The sequence below is a fragment of the Falsihalocynthiibacter sp. CO-5D18 genome, assembly GCF_041205445.1.
Lineage (GTDB): Bacteria > Pseudomonadota > Alphaproteobacteria > Rhodobacterales > Rhodobacteraceae > Falsihalocynthiibacter > Falsihalocynthiibacter arcticus.
Genome location: NZ_JBGFCF010000008.1, coordinates 160,267 through 177,615 on the forward strand (window position 1 = coordinate 160,267; position 17,349 = coordinate 177,615).

General features: G+C 54.8%; 18 protein-coding genes. All 18 read right to left on the reverse strand.

What is annotated here, in order from left to right; translation table 11 throughout:
- Positions 1-29: 29 nt before the first annotated feature.
- Entirely contained in the window at positions 30-620 is a 591-nt protein-coding gene (locus AB9F27_RS12570; RefSeq protein WP_369757758.1) for a hypothetical protein, read from the reverse strand.
- Positions 621-624: 4 nt separating this feature from the next.
- The gene (locus AB9F27_RS12575) at positions 625-1,275 is read right to left on the reverse strand and encodes a hypothetical protein (RefSeq protein WP_369757759.1); all 651 of its coding nucleotides are present in this window, start codon (positions 1,273-1,275) and stop codon (positions 625-627) included.
- Entirely contained in the window at positions 1,275-3,545 is a 2,271-nt protein-coding gene (locus tag AB9F27_RS12580) for a hypothetical protein (protein WP_369757760.1), read from the reverse strand. The genes AB9F27_RS12575 and AB9F27_RS12580 overlap by 1 nt, the downstream gene beginning before the upstream one ends.
- Positions 3,538-3,855, reverse strand: a complete 318-nt coding sequence (locus AB9F27_RS12585) for a hypothetical protein (RefSeq protein ID WP_369757761.1) — start codon at positions 3,853-3,855, stop codon at positions 3,538-3,540. Before AB9F27_RS12585 ends, AB9F27_RS12580 begins: the two co-directional genes overlap by 8 nt.
- 29 nt (positions 3,856-3,884) lie before the next feature.
- The gene (locus tag AB9F27_RS12590) at positions 3,885-4,196 is read right to left on the reverse strand and encodes a GTA-gp10 family protein (RefSeq protein ID WP_369757762.1); all 312 of its coding nucleotides are present in this window, start codon (positions 4,194-4,196) and stop codon (positions 3,885-3,887) included.
- Between the two features lie 96 nt (positions 4,197-4,292).
- Positions 4,293-4,718 (reverse strand): phage tail tube protein, encoded by a 426-nt coding sequence (locus AB9F27_RS12595; protein ID WP_369757763.1) that lies wholly within the window; start codon positions 4,716-4,718, stop codon positions 4,293-4,295.
- A gap of 116 nt (positions 4,719-4,834) precedes the next feature.
- Positions 4,835-5,296 carry a hypothetical protein gene (locus AB9F27_RS12600; protein WP_369757764.1) on the reverse strand — a complete coding sequence of 154 codons (462 nt, stop codon included), beginning with the start codon at positions 5,294-5,296 and terminating at the stop codon, positions 4,835-4,837.
- A complete protein-coding gene (locus AB9F27_RS12605) occupies positions 5,293-5,619 on the reverse strand; it encodes a hypothetical protein (RefSeq protein WP_369757765.1) in 327 nt (108 codons plus the stop codon). The genes AB9F27_RS12600 and AB9F27_RS12605 overlap by 4 nt, the downstream gene beginning before the upstream one ends.
- Before the next feature lie 2 nt (positions 5,620-5,621).
- Complete coding sequence (locus AB9F27_RS12610; protein ID WP_369757766.1) at positions 5,622-5,954, reverse strand: DUF2190 family protein; 333 nt, start codon at positions 5,952-5,954, stop codon at positions 5,622-5,624.
- A gap of 93 nt (positions 5,955-6,047) precedes the next feature.
- Positions 6,048-8,132, reverse strand: coding sequence for an ATP-dependent Clp protease proteolytic subunit (locus AB9F27_RS12615; protein ID WP_369757767.1), 2,085 nt, complete (start codon positions 8,130-8,132; stop codon positions 6,048-6,050).
- Positions 8,129-9,568: a phage portal protein gene (locus AB9F27_RS12620; protein ID WP_369757768.1), complete on the reverse strand. Its 1,440-nt coding sequence runs from the start codon at positions 9,566-9,568 to the stop codon at positions 8,129-8,131. The genes AB9F27_RS12615 and AB9F27_RS12620 overlap by 4 nt, the downstream gene beginning before the upstream one ends.
- A 1-nt stretch (position 9,569) precedes the next feature.
- A complete protein-coding gene (locus AB9F27_RS12625; RefSeq protein WP_369757769.1) occupies positions 9,570-9,776 on the reverse strand; it encodes a phage head-tail joining protein in 207 nt (68 codons plus the stop codon).
- A gap of 4 nt (positions 9,777-9,780) precedes the next feature.
- Entirely contained in the window at positions 9,781-11,871 is a 2,091-nt protein-coding gene (locus tag AB9F27_RS12630) for a phage terminase large subunit family protein (protein ID WP_369757770.1), read from the reverse strand.
- Positions 11,871-12,482 carry a DUF1441 family protein gene (locus tag AB9F27_RS12635; protein WP_369757771.1) on the reverse strand — a complete coding sequence of 204 codons (612 nt, stop codon included), beginning with the start codon at positions 12,480-12,482 and terminating at the stop codon, positions 11,871-11,873. The genes AB9F27_RS12630 and AB9F27_RS12635 overlap by 1 nt, the downstream gene beginning before the upstream one ends.
- 140 nt (positions 12,483-12,622) lie before the next feature.
- The gene (locus AB9F27_RS12640; RefSeq protein ID WP_369757772.1) at positions 12,623-13,294 is read right to left on the reverse strand and encodes a hypothetical protein; all 672 of its coding nucleotides are present in this window, start codon (positions 13,292-13,294) and stop codon (positions 12,623-12,625) included.
- 88 nt (positions 13,295-13,382) lie between these two features.
- Positions 13,383-14,048, reverse strand: a complete 666-nt coding sequence (locus AB9F27_RS12645) for a hypothetical protein (RefSeq protein ID WP_369757773.1) — start codon at positions 14,046-14,048, stop codon at positions 13,383-13,385.
- A 345-nt stretch (positions 14,049-14,393) separates the two neighbouring features.
- On the reverse strand, positions 14,394-16,253 hold the full coding sequence (locus AB9F27_RS12650) for a hypothetical protein (protein WP_369757774.1): 1,860 nt from the start codon (positions 16,251-16,253) through the stop codon (positions 14,394-14,396).
- Positions 16,216-17,349: a hypothetical protein gene (locus tag AB9F27_RS12655; RefSeq protein ID WP_369757775.1), complete on the reverse strand. Its 1,134-nt coding sequence runs from the start codon at positions 17,347-17,349 to the stop codon at positions 16,216-16,218. Before AB9F27_RS12655 ends, AB9F27_RS12650 begins: the two co-directional genes overlap by 38 nt.

The window sequence follows — 17,349 nt, forward strand, 5'->3', positions numbered from 1 at the left end:
GGCCTGGTCGCGGTCGGATAGGGCGCGCTTTAACCGCCGCCCCACCAAACAGGGACACTCCCCGAAACATCCGCATATTTTCGAAATTGATCGCCGCCGCGCAACTCTTGGGCCGCGTTTGACTTCTTGAGCGAAAGGCCGCGCGTGCCATTCCGGGCCGCGCTCACAAGCCCCGCTGTTGCCGTGGCCGTGCCGCCGACTTCTGGCGTCGTAATCGGCGCGCTGTCAAAACTGCCTTTAAACGTGCGCACCACATCAACAAGCGCCAGCGTATCCGGGTCAAATATCGCAAGATGAATTTCAGCGGCCGCAAGTCGTGTATCATAGCCGCGCAAAAGCTGCTCAACCTCGGGCGAAAGAGGCCCAAGCGACACCGTATGCGTGCGCACATCAAGGCCCGTTTCATATGTCGGGTCAGACTGACCAACCAGCCCCGCCGCGCCACTGTAAGACCGTGAAAGCCCGTTGATTGTAAACGTGCGATCATATTCGCCCGTCCATAAGCCAAGCGTTTCAATCGCGCCGGTAGATCTGTTCTTAGGCTCAACCCAGAACAACCAGCGCGCGACAATGCCCCGCCCCGAGTTAAAAAGCGTAATCGCTTCGGAATTAAATTGCATTAGATCACCTTAAAGTTTGCACCCAAGAAAAGGAGGGCGTGCCCGAGAGGCTTAAATCTCGCGATCCATCCTGATAAGACCCCGGCAACAGCACCGCCTTACAGGCGGGCTTTGCGAGGCTCACAGCAACAGCAAGCGTCGCATCTGGCCGCACATGCGGGCGCACCTCGATAGACGCCAGAGCGCCGAGCGCCGTAGCCATGCCGCCGACAATCACCTTATGCAAAGCGCGCCGGCCGCCATCATAGGAAAAGCTGAGTTTGTCGCCCGCAGAAACCACATAACCGGCGGGAAGCCCCGCCAATGAAATCTGTTTTCTATTTGCGGCAATCGCCGAGAGTGTCGGCACCGTTGCGCCAAGAATCTCCCCGGCAAGATCGGCGGCGGGGAAGGGTTGCGCCTTATCGTAAATATAAAAACTGCCCCCCGCCTCGCGCAAAACTTCGGCCATCGCCATCGCCTGCGCCAGGATAGAGGCGTCCGCCCGCACAATCTCAATAGAGCCACCCCAAAGCCGGGGGCCATAATCAGCGGTCAATACTTCGCCGCCGCCCGTTTCGCTCACTTCCACAGCCTCGCCAAGGCTAAACACCCGAGAGCGCACGCGCAGGCCATCAAAAAAACTAGCCAATGAAATTGGAAACGTGATCGCCATTAGCCGATCCCCCTTGGATCCGTTGAAATTTGGTTCACGCGCTTTGGCAAAACTTGGCTGTCATATTGGCGCAGGCCAGCGCTGACACCCGAGGAAACCATTTCTTGAATTTCCGCGTTGCCGCGCGCGCCGGTTACATCAACATGAATGCTGACACTTGAGTTTCCGCCGCCGCCTCCCGGGGCGGCGCGCACGCCAAGCTTCCCGCCGATCCGCGTGAGGGGCATAATCGCCTCGGGGCCGGCTTCCCCCATCAAACCCGTCTTTGGGCCATTCATGGGGAAAAATGTCGGGCCATTGACTACCCCGCCACTTGCAAAAGCCGTGATCCGCCCATTGGCAAAAGCGTTACCGTTCGCGTTTTTGCTCAAGCCAATCGAGTCAAAGATCCCCGTGACAAAATCACTCCCCAAAAGACTGTCGGCCATAGAATTTAGCAAAAGATCATTTAATTTATCAAGCAACCCCGCCAAAGCCTGGCCGGCGGTTTGGGATCCATCCCCGATCGCGACAAAGAGCGATTTGAAAGAATCCTTTACCGCGTTTGATTCCTCGGCCACATCCAGCGTGCCCTTGCGCAAAGCCTGAACACCCACAACCGCCGCCGCCGCCGCCGTAGGCACGCTTTTCAAACTTGCATCCAATGTTGCAATATGCGCGTTGTATTCCGCCTGCGTAATTATGCCCGCGTTCAAAGAAGCGTTTAAGGTGGCAAGCGCCGCGTCGTATTGCTTGGTTTTTGCAATTGCCGGATCCATCCGCGCTAAAAGCGCATCAAGCTGGCCGGCGAGAATATCAGGATCCGGCGTTTCCACTTCGACAACAATAGGGCCAGGGGCGGCAAGTACGCCCGAAGGATCCACCAGGCCACCCGAAACAACTTTAAAAGCATTTTCCAATTCAGCCTTCGCGCGGCGCAATTCATCCGCCCGAGCGGATAACGCCGCCGCCGCCTCATTTTCAAGATCTAAGCCCGCCGCCGTTGCGAAGGGCATAACGCCGCCGCCTTCTTTCAACCGCGCTTCGGCGGCCGCGTTCATAGATGTTATTTTTGCAAGTTCGGCCTCCGCCGCTTCGTAGGCCGATTGCGCCAGTATTCGATTGTTGTTGGCTAAATCAATTGCGGCTTTTCCCGCTAACGGGGCACTGGTATTCGTGAAAATTGCCAATGTTTTAGCAAGTTCCGCACTCGCTAAATCCGCGTCAGAGGCGCTCGTTTCCGCATCGCCAAAAGCCGAGGAAAGCAAAAACAACCCGCCCGCGACCGCCGCAATAGCAAGGCCAATCGGCCCCGAAAAGAACAACATCGCGCCGCCCAAAGCCACCATCGCCGCCCCCGCGATTTCCGCGTTATCCGCCAAGAACGTAATCACGTCCGCCAACCCACTCACGGCCTGCAAAATCGTGACACCAAATGTCGTCGCCGCTTCAACAAATGCTGGATCAGCCAGAGTTTCTAGCAATTCACCAAACGCCTCCGCGATTTCACCTGCTGCGACCTGCAAAGGACCACCCGAGGCCGCCAACTCGCGAAACTGTAACGCCGCCGCCTCAAGAGCAGGGGCGACTGCAACCGCGAGCTGCGTGCGAAAACCCTCCATAACCATGGACATCCGCGACATGGCATCATTTGCACGCTCAACAGCGCCCGCACTCACAGCGTCAACAGACATGCCATAATCGGCAACCTCTTGTCGCGCCGCACGGATCGCATCGCCGCCCTGGACAACGAGCAAAGACATTTCCTTATTAGTGATCCCAAATTCTTTCAGGGCGTCACTGGTTTGTGCCGCTGAAAACCCCAAACTCTTTGCGCGATCGGCAATCAAACCAAGACGCTCATCGATGTCCAGTTCAAGCATCTTTTCCGCATCAAGCCCCAAGGTTTGCAACATTTCATGGGCAGGCCCCTTCCCTTCACGCGCCGCCTCCGACAGCCGCGCCCCCATTTTCTGCATCGCCGCGCCAACAGCTTCGGCACTCACGCCAGCATCTTCACCCGCGATCTGCAAAGCGCGCAGACCGTCAATCGATCCATCCAAAGATCGCGCCATTTTTGCCTGTGCGTCCACATTCGCGAGGCCAGCTTTCGCCATCACGCTCAAGCCAATCGCCGCACCACCAAAGGCCGCTGCGCTCAGAATACCCATATTTTTGGCGAAGCCTGCGAAGCTCTTTAAATGCCGCTGCGCACGTGCCAATCCTGCTTTCATCTCCCTCGGATCCACACCCAAGCCAATCCGCAAATTGCTTACATTCCGGTCATTCATCGGGTTGATCCTTCTTCATCTTTTCCAGATCCGCAGGCTTGCCGCCCAGGGCCAAAAATAGTTGATTGAGTGCTAACGTTTGCGCCGCAGCATCTTGGGGTTCTTTTTTACGTGGGCGCAGAAGGTCGGAGAATTCGGGGAAATCCTTCACACGCGCCAAATACGCCGCGTGCCATGCCTGCCAAAGGCTTGCCTCATACTGCAAACGGGTACGATCCCGCGCGGCATCAAAACACCGCACGACTTCGCGCGGTGTCATTTCCCAAAACAGCGTGGGACAAAATCCGTAGCTGATAAAATCTTGATGCAACCCCGCCCAATCCCAAGGCCGTGGCGCGTCTACTTTTCCGGCTGATCACCCTTGACTGGATCTGGAAAGGCAGCCTGAACCGCCGAAAGCATGATGGCGTGATGATTGCCACGCATTTCGTCCACCAACGCACAGGCATCGTCGAAAGTTGCGTCAGGCTTTTCTTTCAGCATCATCACGCGAAATAAAGAGGAAATCTCTTTCATCCGAAGCTTGTCTGTATTTTGAAAACGAGCCAGAATTTCGTTGATAGACTGATCAACCTCATCCTCAAGTGCACAAATGGCGCTCGTGGTTAGGGCGAGATTAAAATCTTTGCCTTTGAATTTCACCGCGATCATACCGCGCTTAGAATTAGCCATGATTTTCGGCCCTTATTTTGAGATTTTGAAGAAGGATTGAAAGATATCGGCCCCACATTTGCAGGGCCGATATTCTTAGGCCGCGACGAAGACTGGCAGGCTTGTGGGCTTGATCGTGATCGATCCCGCCATTTTGCCCGTCGAAGGCGCGCCGGGCTTAAATTCAGTAATGATGCCTGAAAATTGCAACTTAACGCCGTTCGGGTAGGTCAATTGGAAGTCACCGTCACCTTGGACGGCGGCCGCAACAAGAACGTCACTCGCCGAAGCCACATAGTTAAACCCAAATCCGGCATCGCTCGACGTCATCGTCGTTTTTATTGCCTCTTCAAACTTATTAGTCGAAAGCAAATGTGTAGCGTCGTCTGTATTCCAGCCGATAGAAGGTGGGTCGATGTTGGTCACTTCGCCGACATCGGTATAGGTGATTGATCCACCTTGGATACCGTCGCCGAGAGAGAAGATCGAACCCATGCCGGATCCTGCAACTGTGAAAGCCATTTTATTTTCCATTTCATTTTAAGGAAGATGAAAGGTCGCGAAAACCGCAACCCCGCGAAACCAAAGGCCGAGAGCCTCAGGAAAAATCAGAATAATTATGAGAGATTTCTGGTGGTCTAAACCGAAGGATCGGAAGCCGTGACGTGGAACACCACAGCATAAGAAAGCGTGCGGGCTCCAAAAATGACGCGGCCCTGATCTGAGGCCAAAGATGCCCCCAAGAGATCGACGGAGAGACAAAGAGCATTCAGATCGGAGGCCGCCAAAATACGCGTTTCCACCAGCAATTGTAGATCATCCAATTGATCGCGCGGATCCACACCATCACGTGCTAAAAGGATCACATCAATTTGCAAGTTGCGTTCGTGTGTTTGCAGTCCGTCAGACCGAACCTGCTCTCCGGAGGCATAGACATAGATCGCGGGCAACTTGTCCTCAGGGATTTTTAGACCCGCCGGTGCGCGGTCCAGCAACGCCACAGGAACCGTGTCCACACCTATCAAGATCGTCGCAGGAGACGCCAGTAAAGCCGCTTCAAACAGTTTTCGAACGTGCTTATTCACATGGGTTGCACTCATTCCGCCACCTCGATAATGCACCAAACCAAGGGATCATCCGCTGGGCTCTCGGGCTTTTCATACGATAGAAATCTGTAAGAGAAACCATCGTCTGGGTCGATCAGGTCGCCCTCAGTGAGTAAGATTGCATCACTCAGATGCGCGCGCAAAGTTGGCTCGCTTGTCAGGATTTGCACCCCGCCAGGCGTATCTACGCGCGTCGGAGAGTTGCGAAAAATCGCCTCAATCTCGCGCGTATCGCCTGCGATAAATGAGACTTGAACGGAACCGCCAAAAACGCCCGTAAGCGCTCCGGCGATCCCAGAGAACGGCCCTTGAGCCATCCTTAGCGCGCAGCGCCATCAAGCAGAACCGTGCCTTCGCCGGACGGATCCGCAGCCACAGCAACAGCACAGCCAACAAGTTTATTGGTGCTTACAACTGTGGTGCAAAGCTTTGCCGAGTCATCCCAATAGATTTTCACGCCAACAGTCCATGCCTGAGCAGAAACCTTGGGCAGTGTGAACACGCCCTTGCGTACGAGGGTGACTGTCTCACCAATGGCGGCGGCATTATTTGCGACACCAAACAGGGAGCCAACAAGAACGCCAGCACCAGAAGCGGCGGCGGCGGCGGCCGTCAGGGAAATCGAGTTCCCCGCTTGAACATAATTTTTCATCATTTTGCCTTTTGTTAGAGGAAAGAGTTTCGAAGGGGTAACGCAAAAGGGGCACTCAAAAGCGCCCCCTTTGCTCAGTATTTCAAGGTCGAATTAGCCGTTGCGGTATGCGCCACGGAAGTCGACAGGCGCGCCGCCGAAGATATGGCGGGCGACCATATTGACGCCATCGGGGTTCATCCCCTCTTTTGTCGTAATCGTGGGCGCCTCATAGCCATCAAGGAAGGCGTGCTCCAAAGGAGGCAAAGCACTTGAGAACAAATACCAACGGCTATCAGAGCCACCAGCTGCAACCCCAAGGCGGGGCTCAGTGACGGGTGTAACCGTGCTGGAGTAAGGGTTTGAATCGGCGTTTTTCGCAGCGGTGATTGGGGCTGTGAACTGCAAGGCCGTGATTTCAAGCGCAGGCGGAACGAATAGAAGATCCGGAATGACTTGTACAAAATCATCTTTGTCAGTTGACCCTGGGGCGCGTTGCTCGAACATCGCTTTGCGACCGGCCCCAACCGAGGCCGCACTAATTGCGGCAGCACCGGCCAAGTTGCCGTGATCCGCATGGAAAAGGGCAATAGTATCCGCCATCACCGCGTTGGAGCGGATCAATTCCCACATGATCGAAGCCTCAAGATTTGACGCATTCCGCGCGAACTCACCTGGCAAACGATCAAATGCCCCCATATCATCATTGATAATGGCTTCAAACGTCAGGTTAATATCGCGGCCATATTTTGTGACCTTGAGGCCCGAGGCTTCATCAGTGATCGTACCAGATTTATATTCGCCATTTTCGCCCACAGGCTTAAGAGCGAGATCCGTGCCCATGCTCACCGAATACAAGCTGCGGAAATCCGAAGCCGAACGCTGGCGAGAAAGCTGGCGCCATGTATGGGCCGCCAAATCATATTGGGAGCGCAGAAGGCGATTCATCACTTGCGCCGTGAGATAACTGAAATCGGAAACGCCATGCGCGCCGCCAGTCATTGCAACCGATCGCATGCCCGACTTAACCATATCCGTTTGGTTAAATCCTACGGTCGTGCCGCCAAGATGCATCGCGAGCGATTTGAGCCGCATGCCGCGGAACTCCATTGAAGGCCCTTCGAGCTTGTGGCGTGCAGGTGCGGCCGCATGCATAAGAGCCCCCACGATACCCTCAATCTTTGTGTCGCCTTCGTCGCGAGTGATAACCGCGCGTGGGGCGGAACGTTGAGCAAGGGCAGCGGCATCCATGATCACAACCCGCGCGTCATCAACGCTTGAGCCATCATCAATCAGACCATCAATCACACCCGCAGCCATTACGGCAGCAAAAGGGGCGGACATTTCGCGGATAGATTTAACGCGAGCGCGCTCGTCTTTTTGCGCCTGCATTGTGATCGCCTGCACGTCAGGTGCAGCAATTGGTGCGACAACAACTGGCGCAGCTCCATTTGGTTTAGTCATAGAAAGTTCTCCGGAATTGAGGGCCTCTGTGGTCCCAGGGTTAACAGCTTCGCCGTTTGGTTCTGGCGCGGCAGCATCGCCACCCGCCAAGTCGAATTTGCGTTTCGCAGAAAGAACGGCCTCAAAAGCGGACATGGAAAGCGCCATCGCCGCTTCATGGACGGTTTTTTCGGGGGCTTTCATCTCCGCCGCGACAGTTTCAAGGCCTGTGATGCGGTCAATCAATCCGGCCTCAAGGGCGGTTTGGGCGGTAAATGTGACACCTTGCACCATGATCGCGCGCATTTCTTCGGCGGTCTTGCCTGTGCGCGCGGCATAAACAGACGCGTAAACATCAGCCAAGGCATTGAGAGCCTCAACAACCCCCAACAGCTCGGCAGCATTGCCGTAAGTATCCGCCGATGGATCGTGGATCAGCATCGTGGAACCCGCTGACATTTCGATATCATCAGCCCCCATGATCATCAGGGAAGCCGCCGAATGTGCCGCACCTGCAATTTTCACAGTGACCTTGCCAGGATGCGCCATTAGCGCCGCGCGGATGGCTTCCCCTTCCTCAGGATCGCCGCCCTGACAATTGACCATCACGGTCACATCGCCTGCGAAGTTTGAGAGGGCGTCGATCAACATCAAAGAGCTGAAATAGCCCGTGTCGTCGTCGTAAATCCACGAGTCCTTCATCACCGTTCCGAAGAGGTGAATCGCTCCATTCGTAATCAAATTTGGACGGCTCATTTAACTTTTCCTTCTTTGTTTTCGGGAACAACAGCGGTCGCCCGAGCAACCTCCGCATCGCGCGCAGCATCCGCCAAGCGCTCTTGATGGACTTGATCAGGATCGTCACCACAGGCTCGCTGATAGCTCTCACGGCTTTTCAGACCACCCTCGACGCTCTTAAGCATCGACGGTATTTCTTTGTTGGGATCGACAAGAGGCCGCGCTTGTGGCGTCCAAGAAAGACTTGCGCTTTTACCTAATGATTGGAGCCGATACGCATTGAGCGCCCATCGCGCCACGCCTTCACAATATTGATCGAGGATGACTTGGGTTTGCCAACTCACCACGTTGGCATCCATTTCCAAACGACCCGCCCGCATGCTGGAAAAATTCACACGCGATAGATCGCCCGAAATGCTTTCGTAGGTAATGCCTATGCCCATCGCCACGGCCATCAGCCCCAGCCGCATAACCGCATCATAATCATCGACCTTTGGCGGATCGCTAAAATCGACAGTTTGACCATGCTCTAGAACCGAGAAAGATCCCGGCTCAATGCCGGAAAGAAAATCCTTTTTTTCGTCGGCATCTAACTTTTGGTCATCCGGCAAAGTCACAACACCCGCAAACAACGCAGATATTTTTTGTTTGAGTATCTGTGCTTCTTGATAGTCGCGCATCTCGCCAAGCGTGAGCATCACTGGCGCGAGCCAAGGCACACCACGCTTCTGTCCGGCGCGATCAAGACGGCGAATATGCAAAACGCGATCCGCAGGAATCCGATCCGACTTGATCGTTAAGCGGCGCCAGAAAGACCCAGGGTGCTGGCGGTAGATGTGATAGAAAATCGCCACACCTTCTTCGTCGTATTCAATCCCATCAACAACTTCATTGCCACCATATGCCTGCAAGCGATCATCCAGATAATCAATCTCAAGTATCGCCACTTGGAAGGGCAATTTAAGGCGCGAGGTTGACGGGCGATCATAACGTACAGCGAGGATCTCGCCACTTTCAAACACGCCGCCCATAACAAGCCGCTGTTGGGAGAAAATATTGCAATCACCGTATTTGTCGAAATCTTTAGACGTCAGATGCCCAAGGATAGCTTCTGACGCCGCCTTTTGATCCGCATCATTTTCCGCCGCAACCTTCGGGATTACGCCGCGACCGACCACATTATTGACCACCACCGATTGCGCACGGGTAGCAAAGGGCGCGTTGCGAATAAGATCCCGCGAGCGATTGCGGATTTTGCGACGTCCACCCGACGACGCGGCATCAGCATCCGTGCCCGGTGATTTGAAGTTGCGCAGACGTGGCCCATTGCTGGCCGCATCGAAATTCATCAGTATCCGCGCTTTTGAACGCGCCGAAATCCGGCTCAAACCTTTTTGTGGAGAGACGGCCAGAACCGCACGATCCAGCATATTCGCAGAAGAAAAATGTTTCATATTATACGCCCCGCCCAGCTACAGGCGTTGAAAACCCAAGCCTTGTGGACCCCGCCGGAGCAAGATCCGCTTCAATCATATTTTTGATTTTGATCATCTCCGCGAGATTGCGATATTGAACCGCTTCGCCATGGATCGTTGCGGTCAAAACGCCGCTCGCAATCGCCTTAGTAATATTTTGCAAATCCGCTTGCGTGAAAAGCGCCATAAGATCACTCCAAATATTTGATTTTTCTGCGGCGCATCGGCGGCGCACTGGCCTTGATCGGCGTCTCTTCACCAGCGACCTCAAGAGGCACGGCAAAATCATTCGTTAGTCCATGCGCCGCCCATGAGGGCAAAGCATCCGGGCGCAGTCGATTGAGGCCTTTAAATTCCGCATAGGCTTGCGCGTATCCACTCAAGTCAAAAGCCTCATTGCGCAGCATATTGGGGCGCTTCTTCCACCCTGTTTTGGTCAATTGCTCAGCGGTAAATTCCAAGACGTGCTCTTGGGCCATCCATGCCGGCACAAGCTGCGAGCCGGGTCCGCCATCGGGACGATTGAGGGCCGCATAAACTGTTGTCTTGAGCTTATCCGTTGCGATGTTGAGCAACTTAATATCTCGCGCCTTCTTGCCGTCGCTCTTGCGGGTCGGAGCGCTATACCAAACGCGATCCGCCGTTTTTGATCCACCGTGACCGCGCACCATGTAAAAGCGCTGCGCCTCACCTTCTGATCGCCGTTTCTGCCAAAACTTGGTGGCATTATCCGAAACACCCGGCTCGCCGTGAAAGTCACAGCAAACCGCCATCGCGTTGAGGGCATACTCTTCCCCCTCAACCGGATAGGCCCGCGTCAGCAGCTCACGCAACACTTCCCAATCCTCAAGGTAACTTGCAGGATCTAAGGTGCGCTCCCCGGACCGAGGCGCATCCGCTGGTGGAGTATGCAAATCGAAGCGATCAATCGGGATACGCTGTCCATCGACACCAAAGGCCATGACCTGAACAACAAATTTCCCCTTTTGAACGTCAACAGTCGTAACCACAAAGCGGCCCCAGGACGGCACAACCCCTTGCGGATAAACCCGCGCCTTGGCCTTCAACCCCGATTCAGTCAAATGATCCTGATCCAAAGCAACCCGCGATAGATACGGCAAACCCTGATCGGTGTTGATCGTCACTTTCAGAGCCTCATCGTCGGCGGTTTTCTTAAACGCACGCAAAGCGGTTTCGTATTTCTCCACCAACCGCGACCAAGTGGTAAATGCCGCTGCCGTGCCGTTGAGCCAATAAGAAACGCGCATCGAGCGCAGCACGTCGCCGCTCTCAATTCGCGCCACCCCACCCTCGGCTGTTTCGTGCAACCAATAGCCTTTGCGGTTCACCTCATTGCGATGCCTAAAACCCAAGAGCGCCTTGCAATGCGGACATTTCATTTCCGCTTGCTCTCCCGCATCAAAGGGAGAGGCTTTCTTGTCGTATTGCAGCAAGTCAAACCGCGGTTCATAGGCCTCGCCACAATCCAAACAATCCCAATACCAGCGCCCCCGCGTTCCGCCATTGTAGAGGTCCAAAATCCCCGCACAGGGCGGAGCTTCATGGATCGTTTTTGGCGTCCAGTCCGGATCCATGATCTCATGTCCTGGGCTTGACTCCGCCGCAGCCATGCCGCGCGATTTTGCAATCTCCGTGCGCTTGGCCGCCACATAAAACGGAGCCCCTTCTCCGCCGACAGAAAGCTTGAACCGATCATAATCCGTCAAGTAGATGGACCGGATCGTGCGGTTTGCAAGCCCGGAGACCGTTGGCACACCGATCGTCAGTTTGGCACCGCCAATGAACTTTTTAGAAATCTTATTCCGATCCGAAACACCCATGCCTTGACGTTTTGCCAAGGCCGGACTGTTTTCAATCATCGGTGTTAGTTCTTCATCGACCCAAAGCTCTGCCGCGCGATCTGTCATTTGCACGATATGCGTCACCCCAGGGTCGCAAACAATTCCATGTGCAACTCCCTGCAAAAGGATCACTGTTTTCCCTGCACGCGCAGGGCCAGCCAAAATCCATTCACGATACCGGCGCGAACTGAGCATATTTGCAGGCTCAACCGCATAGGGCGTGGTCGACGGATCAAAATCTACCCAGCGACCATTGGCATTCACCTTCATATATTCTTGCGCCGCTTCGGAAACGGGCTGGCGCGACGTAGGAGCGAGTGAGGAAATCGACGTGCGCAGAATGTCTTGTGCTGAAGTATAAGACGGAAGAGGCCCGAGCGTGAACTCTTGGCCCAATTTCCGCGCGGGAAGCTCAACCATTAAATCAACCTCCCAACAGGCGGAACCTCAACCCCCTCAACCAAATGAGCCGATTCAATTTGCTCCTGCATTTTTTTCAAAACCTGATCGCAATAAGCCACCGCGATTTCCACCTGATCGCCATCCAAAGAAAACTCACGCTCAAGCCAATCGGGGAAGCCATCCAACCCCTCGCGGATCTGCACAAAGATTTCGCCCATGAGGTCAGAAACCTCATCAACTCGCACCAACGCCCGCCTCTCGCTTGCGGCTTTCATCCAAAGGAATTCTGCTTGGGACAGGTCACGCATTTGTGCCGGCGTCATTCCGTACTGACGATCTTCGACCTTAACGCCCAGAAATTCCATGCGCTGTTGGGCGACAAATTTGTCAGCAGCGGATTTGTCCGCCGCATCACGGGCTATTTCACCATCACGCCACGCTTTGCAATCGGTGAAGAGAAACTCGTACGCGCGACCATTGCCACCCTCAGTCTCAACTGGCATGCCTTTTTGCCGCCACTTGTCGATCGTGTTTTCCGAAACGTCAAAAATCGAAGCAATCTGCGATCTATTGAGAAGCGGTTCCGCCAGTGTCGTGCGATCACCGTTCATATTTTCGGGATAAGACATAAGCACCTCAATTCCGCGCCTCCGCCGCAAACAACAACATCAACCTTAATCTGTACGATTTTATTTTTGAAAACACGCAAACAGCGCGGGGCGCGAATTACCCGCATGTAAATCAGGGCTGGGAAGGACCCAAACGCCTATTATCGCGCGGATCGTATGGATTTCTTCATTTGCTCCGCCAAAACGGGACTAAATCTCTTTGCAACCAGCCGCGCCCCACGCTTTTCGAAGTTGAGCTGCTTGCGATACTGCGCCGATGAATGGAACGCGGCCAACAATGTCAGGGTCGAACGCTTACTCGAACCGCTGATCCTGTTGTTTCCTTTTGTCCCTGATCCACCATTGCGCCGCTTTCCTGTAAGGCCGCGTTTATAAATGCCGGGTGCCAAGTGGGCAGTGCGAGGATCATTCTTGCTGGCAGCAAAGGTATCCCCGCGAAGCTTTGCACGAGACAATGCGCCCTTGGGCATGTTGCCGTATTTATTCAACCGCTGTTTGACGGGAACAACAATCGCGCGTCCGACTGGCAACCGCTTGCCGCCACCCGCAGCATACCGAAGATACGCCGCTTGATTATCCTTGAACCCAACGACGCCATTGAGCTTACGTTTATTGGCACGGGAAACGAACAGGCCGCGCTTTGTGTAGGGCGTTGGATTGTCCAACTCTTTCTCAAGGGCTTTCGGTTCAGCATCCTTGATCTCGCCAAGAACTTGATTGATTGCCATTGATGCCGCGAAGGGGAGCTGCGAACGCTCCAACTTATCAAACGACCGTTCGACTGCCCGCAAATCCAAATCAATTGAAATCACAACGCACCCCGCAAACGAAAAAGCGCCCAGCGGTTTCCCGTGGACGCAATAATTCTGTTGGCACTATGTCAATATAGGCACATTTTCGTCAAGCGTTATTTTTCCACGGTGTCATCGGCGGCATCGCATCGGTGATGTCGATCGTCGAAAGCGCCATGTATCCCCGAAATGAAGAAGCCAATTCTAACAACGCACCCCACCAATCCAAATAAGCACGCCTCCAAGCTGCAATTTGCGAAGATGTTGGACGCAGCATCACAGGGCAGCAAAGACTATTCTCCAAAACAATCTTGCCTTTCCGAGTGCGCCGTTCCTCAGGCCTCCAACCACACGCATCAAATGAATGCGCAACAGCTGTCTTGGCGTGTTGGCCGTGTTGATTCAAAGCTATCTCAACTGGACACATCACCTGGGCTAGACCTTGCCCCCAATCTGGAACCCTATTCCCACGCGCAAACTCAGCAATCCGGCAAGCCATCCATTTCCCGCCAACGGATATTGGCAATGCCGAAACTGTACTAGAAATGTATTCCGCATCCGGGTGCGGATCAGATCGACCGCCGCCATCAACGCGACAGCCAAGGCGCGCCTGTTCGATCATCCTTGCTTCCATACTCAACCCAACATTAGCGCCCGTTTCGGTTCCAACCTCATCGAAATCGATGGACGCGCATTCATCCCTGAACGTCCAGATCAGCGCTTGCTGGATTGAAAGACGGCGTTTGCTTGCGACGGCCTGTGTTTCGAATGTCATTGTTACGTGCCCCATTGTATCACCCTGCCTCATTTGCCAAAAAATCTGAGCGTAACGTTCAAAGGCCGACCGTTACGCTATCGTTACGCTCAGCGTTTCGCCGCTAAGCTTTTGTTTTAATAACTCTATTTATAAAGATAGAGTTATAAGTAACGGTGTAACGGTCAAAAGGAATACTCCTTACGCGCGCACCCACAGTGGGGCTATTCGGTTTTCACCGTTACACCGTTACGTTGCCAAGTTCCCTTTCTTTTTCTCGTATGTTTTCAATTAGATGGATGCGTAACGCTTGCCGTAACGATAGCGTAACGGTCAGGTCGAAAACGTTACGCTTATGGGGCCACCTCAGAAATCAATGGGTTCAACCTCCGGCTCGTCAAATCCGGGCAACAGGCGACTGGGGATGATCAAGCCACGCGTAGGCCGCCCTGTCACTCGAATGGGCGACGGCGACGGTGACACCGAGGCAATCGTCTCAAGTGCCGCCCTGTGCCCCCCGCCTCGCCAACGCGTGCCCGCAAAGACCCGATCGAGGAGCGGGTTGGCTGGGTTGGCGATAAACAGTTCGTGGGTGTTCTTTTCTCGCTTCAGGAAACGCAGGCCAATCCGGCCCAGAAGCTTGTCCTGATAGTCCTCAGTGGTCCCGTTTTTCATCGCACTTTCGATGATTTCGTTGACCGTCGCCACACCCCCATGATCCTTGTGAATAAGCCCTGCAAACAAAGTGCGCAGACATCTCTCGCCTTCGCCCTCCTCTTCTGCTTCCGATGCGACAGCGATGAGAGGTTGTGCCAATTCGATGGCGCGGGCCATCCGATCGGGATTGGCAACGCCCGTTTTCTTGTCAATCACAGGGTCGTCAAAGAACATGAGATCCCAACCCGCCAAAATCGCGCCTATGGTGTCACCTGATCGGGAGCGCGCGCCGAGCCGCTGCACCAAACTATTGTAAACACGGAAGGCTTCGTCCCATCGATGCGGGGCAAGATCGAGCATCCGCCGCCATACCTTCGGACCCAGCTCCTTTGCATCGACCTGCAACTCATTCAATCGGGCCGCCGTATCGGCAGGCGATTCAGACTTTGGAGCCTCGTTTACCGACAACATAACAAAGCGCGAGCGATCCTGTGGGGACATGGCGCCTGGAATAATCGAAGCCAACAGCCCTGCCCCGTGCAATTCAAAGCGGATCCCCGCGTGGTCGGCGGTTCCGCGCTCCACACTTGCCCCTTCGGACCCAGACATGAGACGGAAAAGCTTGATCACTTCCTCAATTTGCCCCGCACCGCCTTCGGTTTCGGCCTCATCGAAAAGCCGCGCGAGCGCTTGCCTGTTGGTGGTCTGTCGGACGGCCGCCGCCGATGTACTGTTGCGCACACCTGACGACATCCCACCGAGCAGATCGGAAATGATGGCGAGCAGCGTGGTTTTTCCCGAGCCCTGCTTGCCTTTGATCCACATATGGGTGCGCCAATCTGGAAACTGCCCCAAGGCCGCTTGACCGATCCACCCCATAATCAAGGCCGCATCATTGTCGCCCAACCAAGACCAATACCGCTGCAATCTCTCGCGTATCCAGTCCAAATCATCCGCCGACGCCTTGACGTCCGAGGGGAACGCGCGCGCGGGCACCGCTGGATAAAGCGCCTTACCGATCATCCGGCCGCGACGTGGTTCATTCTTGCCGCATTGGATTGTCTCTCCCAAATGCACGACGGGAATGCCCGTTTCCGCCCGCCATGTCCCAAAGTTGCGCATCGGCATCGAGGGATCAAAGAGTGGCAGCGAGCTCGCAGCCTCCATCAGAACATCCGCCGCCGTGGTTGATTTAAAGCCATCGTCCTTGGGTCCGGGCATAGCAATCTTGCCAAGCCACCAAATCGGATCATCGACGCCCGAAATCAGGGCCACAAGGTTGGAGCGCATCCCCAAAGCGCCCGCCGCGTGGGAAATAATTTCACCCCGCGCCGAGAGGAAATAGAACTTTCCAGCCGACTGACCCAGTGGAATAATGGGAAAACCCTCGGGCAGAATTTCCTCGATCGAGCGGCGTGGCGCGCGCGCACCGCCATCAAAGCCCTCTAGTGGGGACCAGTCGGTCGAGTCATTGCCCGCGCCACCAACTTCTTCCGCGCCTTGGAAGACTTCCCGAACTTGCTCAATGCCGTCATTCATCGCGGACTGCCCCTCTAAGTAGTAAATCATTCAGATCGATGCCCACTCCTGCGTGGACGATAAATCCGCGCAGGCCGGGTCGAAGGCTCTTTGCACGTAGAATGCAGGCCTCTAACTTTGCTCTGGTCATTTTGGGCGCACTATCGCCATCTTGGACAAGAATAAGGGACCGCACCCATGGACCAGGTACAAACGCCGTTTTGTCATCCAGTTTTGGTTGCCCCGAATGCGCCACGCCCTTCACTTTGGTCATTTGCCCGGACAAGTTGCCAAGCGAAATCCCACTGAAATAGGCCGCATCAGGGACGCAATCCGCCACCAGCGCCGCCAACGTAGTCTCAATCCCTTCGGCCATGACCAGCGTGTGCGCGCCAACTGGCTTTCGCAAAGGGATCACGCCACCTTTCATGGAACCACGCACCAATTTGGCAACGTAATCGACGCCCTCAAAACGTATTTCTGCTTTTCCTTTGGGCGTTGAGAGATCGATCCATGTTTGGTGCACCGCGACGCCCATTCCCCGAGGGTCAAGGATCCGTGCGATCATGCAGGGGCCACGGTGCAAGGTTTCAAATCGCCCGTTCATTTTCTTGACATAGGGATGATCCGGCAGAAACCGAATGGCCGCTGGCACTTCGGGTAAATTCAAACCACGAAGCGCGAAATAGTTCTCAACCAAGGTGCCTTTTGCAGGAACCGTGCGCCGCCAAATGGCATCCGCATCGGCCCGCGCCCGAATGCGCGCACGTTCAGCATAGTCTTTTACCTTGGATTCCTCGGCCTCACGCCGTTTTTTGCGACGCTCCAATTCCGCTGGATCCACAACCGCCGTGCTATCGCCGCACAACCAGGTCAAGGCCGCCCGAAAATCAACGCCGAGGAATTGTTGGACCAACGCAATACCGTCATTTCCGCCAACGCCGCATTTATGGCGGCAAAAGAAACCGCCGTCTTGCTTGTGGATATTGAACCGATCGCGCCCGCCGCAAGAGAAGCAGGGTCCAGACTTCCAAGTGCCGTTGTCGATCAGCTTAGGCACCTCCAGCCGCCGCGCAACTTCAACCGTTGAAATGGCCTTTGCCTCTTCCAACCTTGGGTCCGGCTTGAAATGCGTTTTGTTTTGCAT

Bases quoted from the DNA above. Each gene is read 5' to 3' on its own strand.
- AB9F27_RS12570 (WP_369757758.1), bottom strand. From the start codon at position 620: ATGCAATTTAATTCCGAAGCGATTACGCTTTTTAACTCGGGGCGGGGC.
- AB9F27_RS12575 (WP_369757759.1), bottom strand. From the start codon at position 1,275: ATGGCGATCACGTTTCCAATTTCATTGGCTAGTTTTTTTGATGGCCTG.
- AB9F27_RS12580 (WP_369757760.1), bottom strand. From the start codon at position 3,545: ATGAATGACCGGAATGTAAGCAATTTGCGGATTGGCTTGGGTGTGGAT.
- AB9F27_RS12590 (WP_369757762.1), bottom strand. From the start codon at position 4,196: ATGATCGCGGTGAAATTCAAAGGCAAAGATTTTAATCTCGCCCTAACC.
- AB9F27_RS12595 (WP_369757763.1), bottom strand. From the start codon at position 4,718: ATGGCTTTCACAGTTGCAGGATCCGGCATGGGTTCGATCTTCTCTCTC.
- AB9F27_RS12600 (WP_369757764.1), bottom strand. From the start codon at position 5,296: ATGAGTGCAACCCATGTGAATAAGCACGTTCGAAAACTGTTTGAAGCG.
- AB9F27_RS12605 (WP_369757765.1), bottom strand. From the start codon at position 5,619: ATGGCTCAAGGGCCGTTCTCTGGGATCGCCGGAGCGCTTACGGGCGTT.
- AB9F27_RS12610 (WP_369757766.1), bottom strand. From the start codon at position 5,954: ATGAAAAATTATGTTCAAGCGGGGAACTCGATTTCCCTGACGGCCGCC.
- AB9F27_RS12615 (WP_369757767.1), bottom strand. From the start codon at position 8,132: ATGAGCCGTCCAAATTTGATTACGAATGGAGCGATTCACCTCTTCGGA.
- AB9F27_RS12620 (WP_369757768.1), bottom strand. From the start codon at position 9,568: ATGAAACATTTTTCTTCTGCGAATATGCTGGATCGTGCGGTTCTGGCC.
- AB9F27_RS12625 (WP_369757769.1), bottom strand. From the start codon at position 9,776: ATGGCGCTTTTCACGCAAGCGGATTTGCAAAATATTACTAAGGCGATT.
- AB9F27_RS12630 (WP_369757770.1), bottom strand. From the start codon at position 11,871: ATGGTTGAGCTTCCCGCGCGGAAATTGGGCCAAGAGTTCACGCTCGGG.
- AB9F27_RS12635 (WP_369757771.1), bottom strand. From the start codon at position 12,482: ATGTCTTATCCCGAAAATATGAACGGTGATCGCACGACACTGGCGGAA.
- AB9F27_RS12645 (WP_369757773.1), bottom strand. From the start codon at position 14,048: ATGACATTCGAAACACAGGCCGTCGCAAGCAAACGCCGTCTTTCAATC.
- AB9F27_RS12650 (WP_369757774.1), bottom strand. From the start codon at position 16,253: ATGATTTACTACTTAGAGGGGCAGTCCGCGATGAATGACGGCATTGAG.
- AB9F27_RS12655 (WP_369757775.1), bottom strand. From the start codon at position 17,349: ATGCAAAACAAAACGCATTTCAAGCCGGACCCAAGGTTGGAAGAGGCA.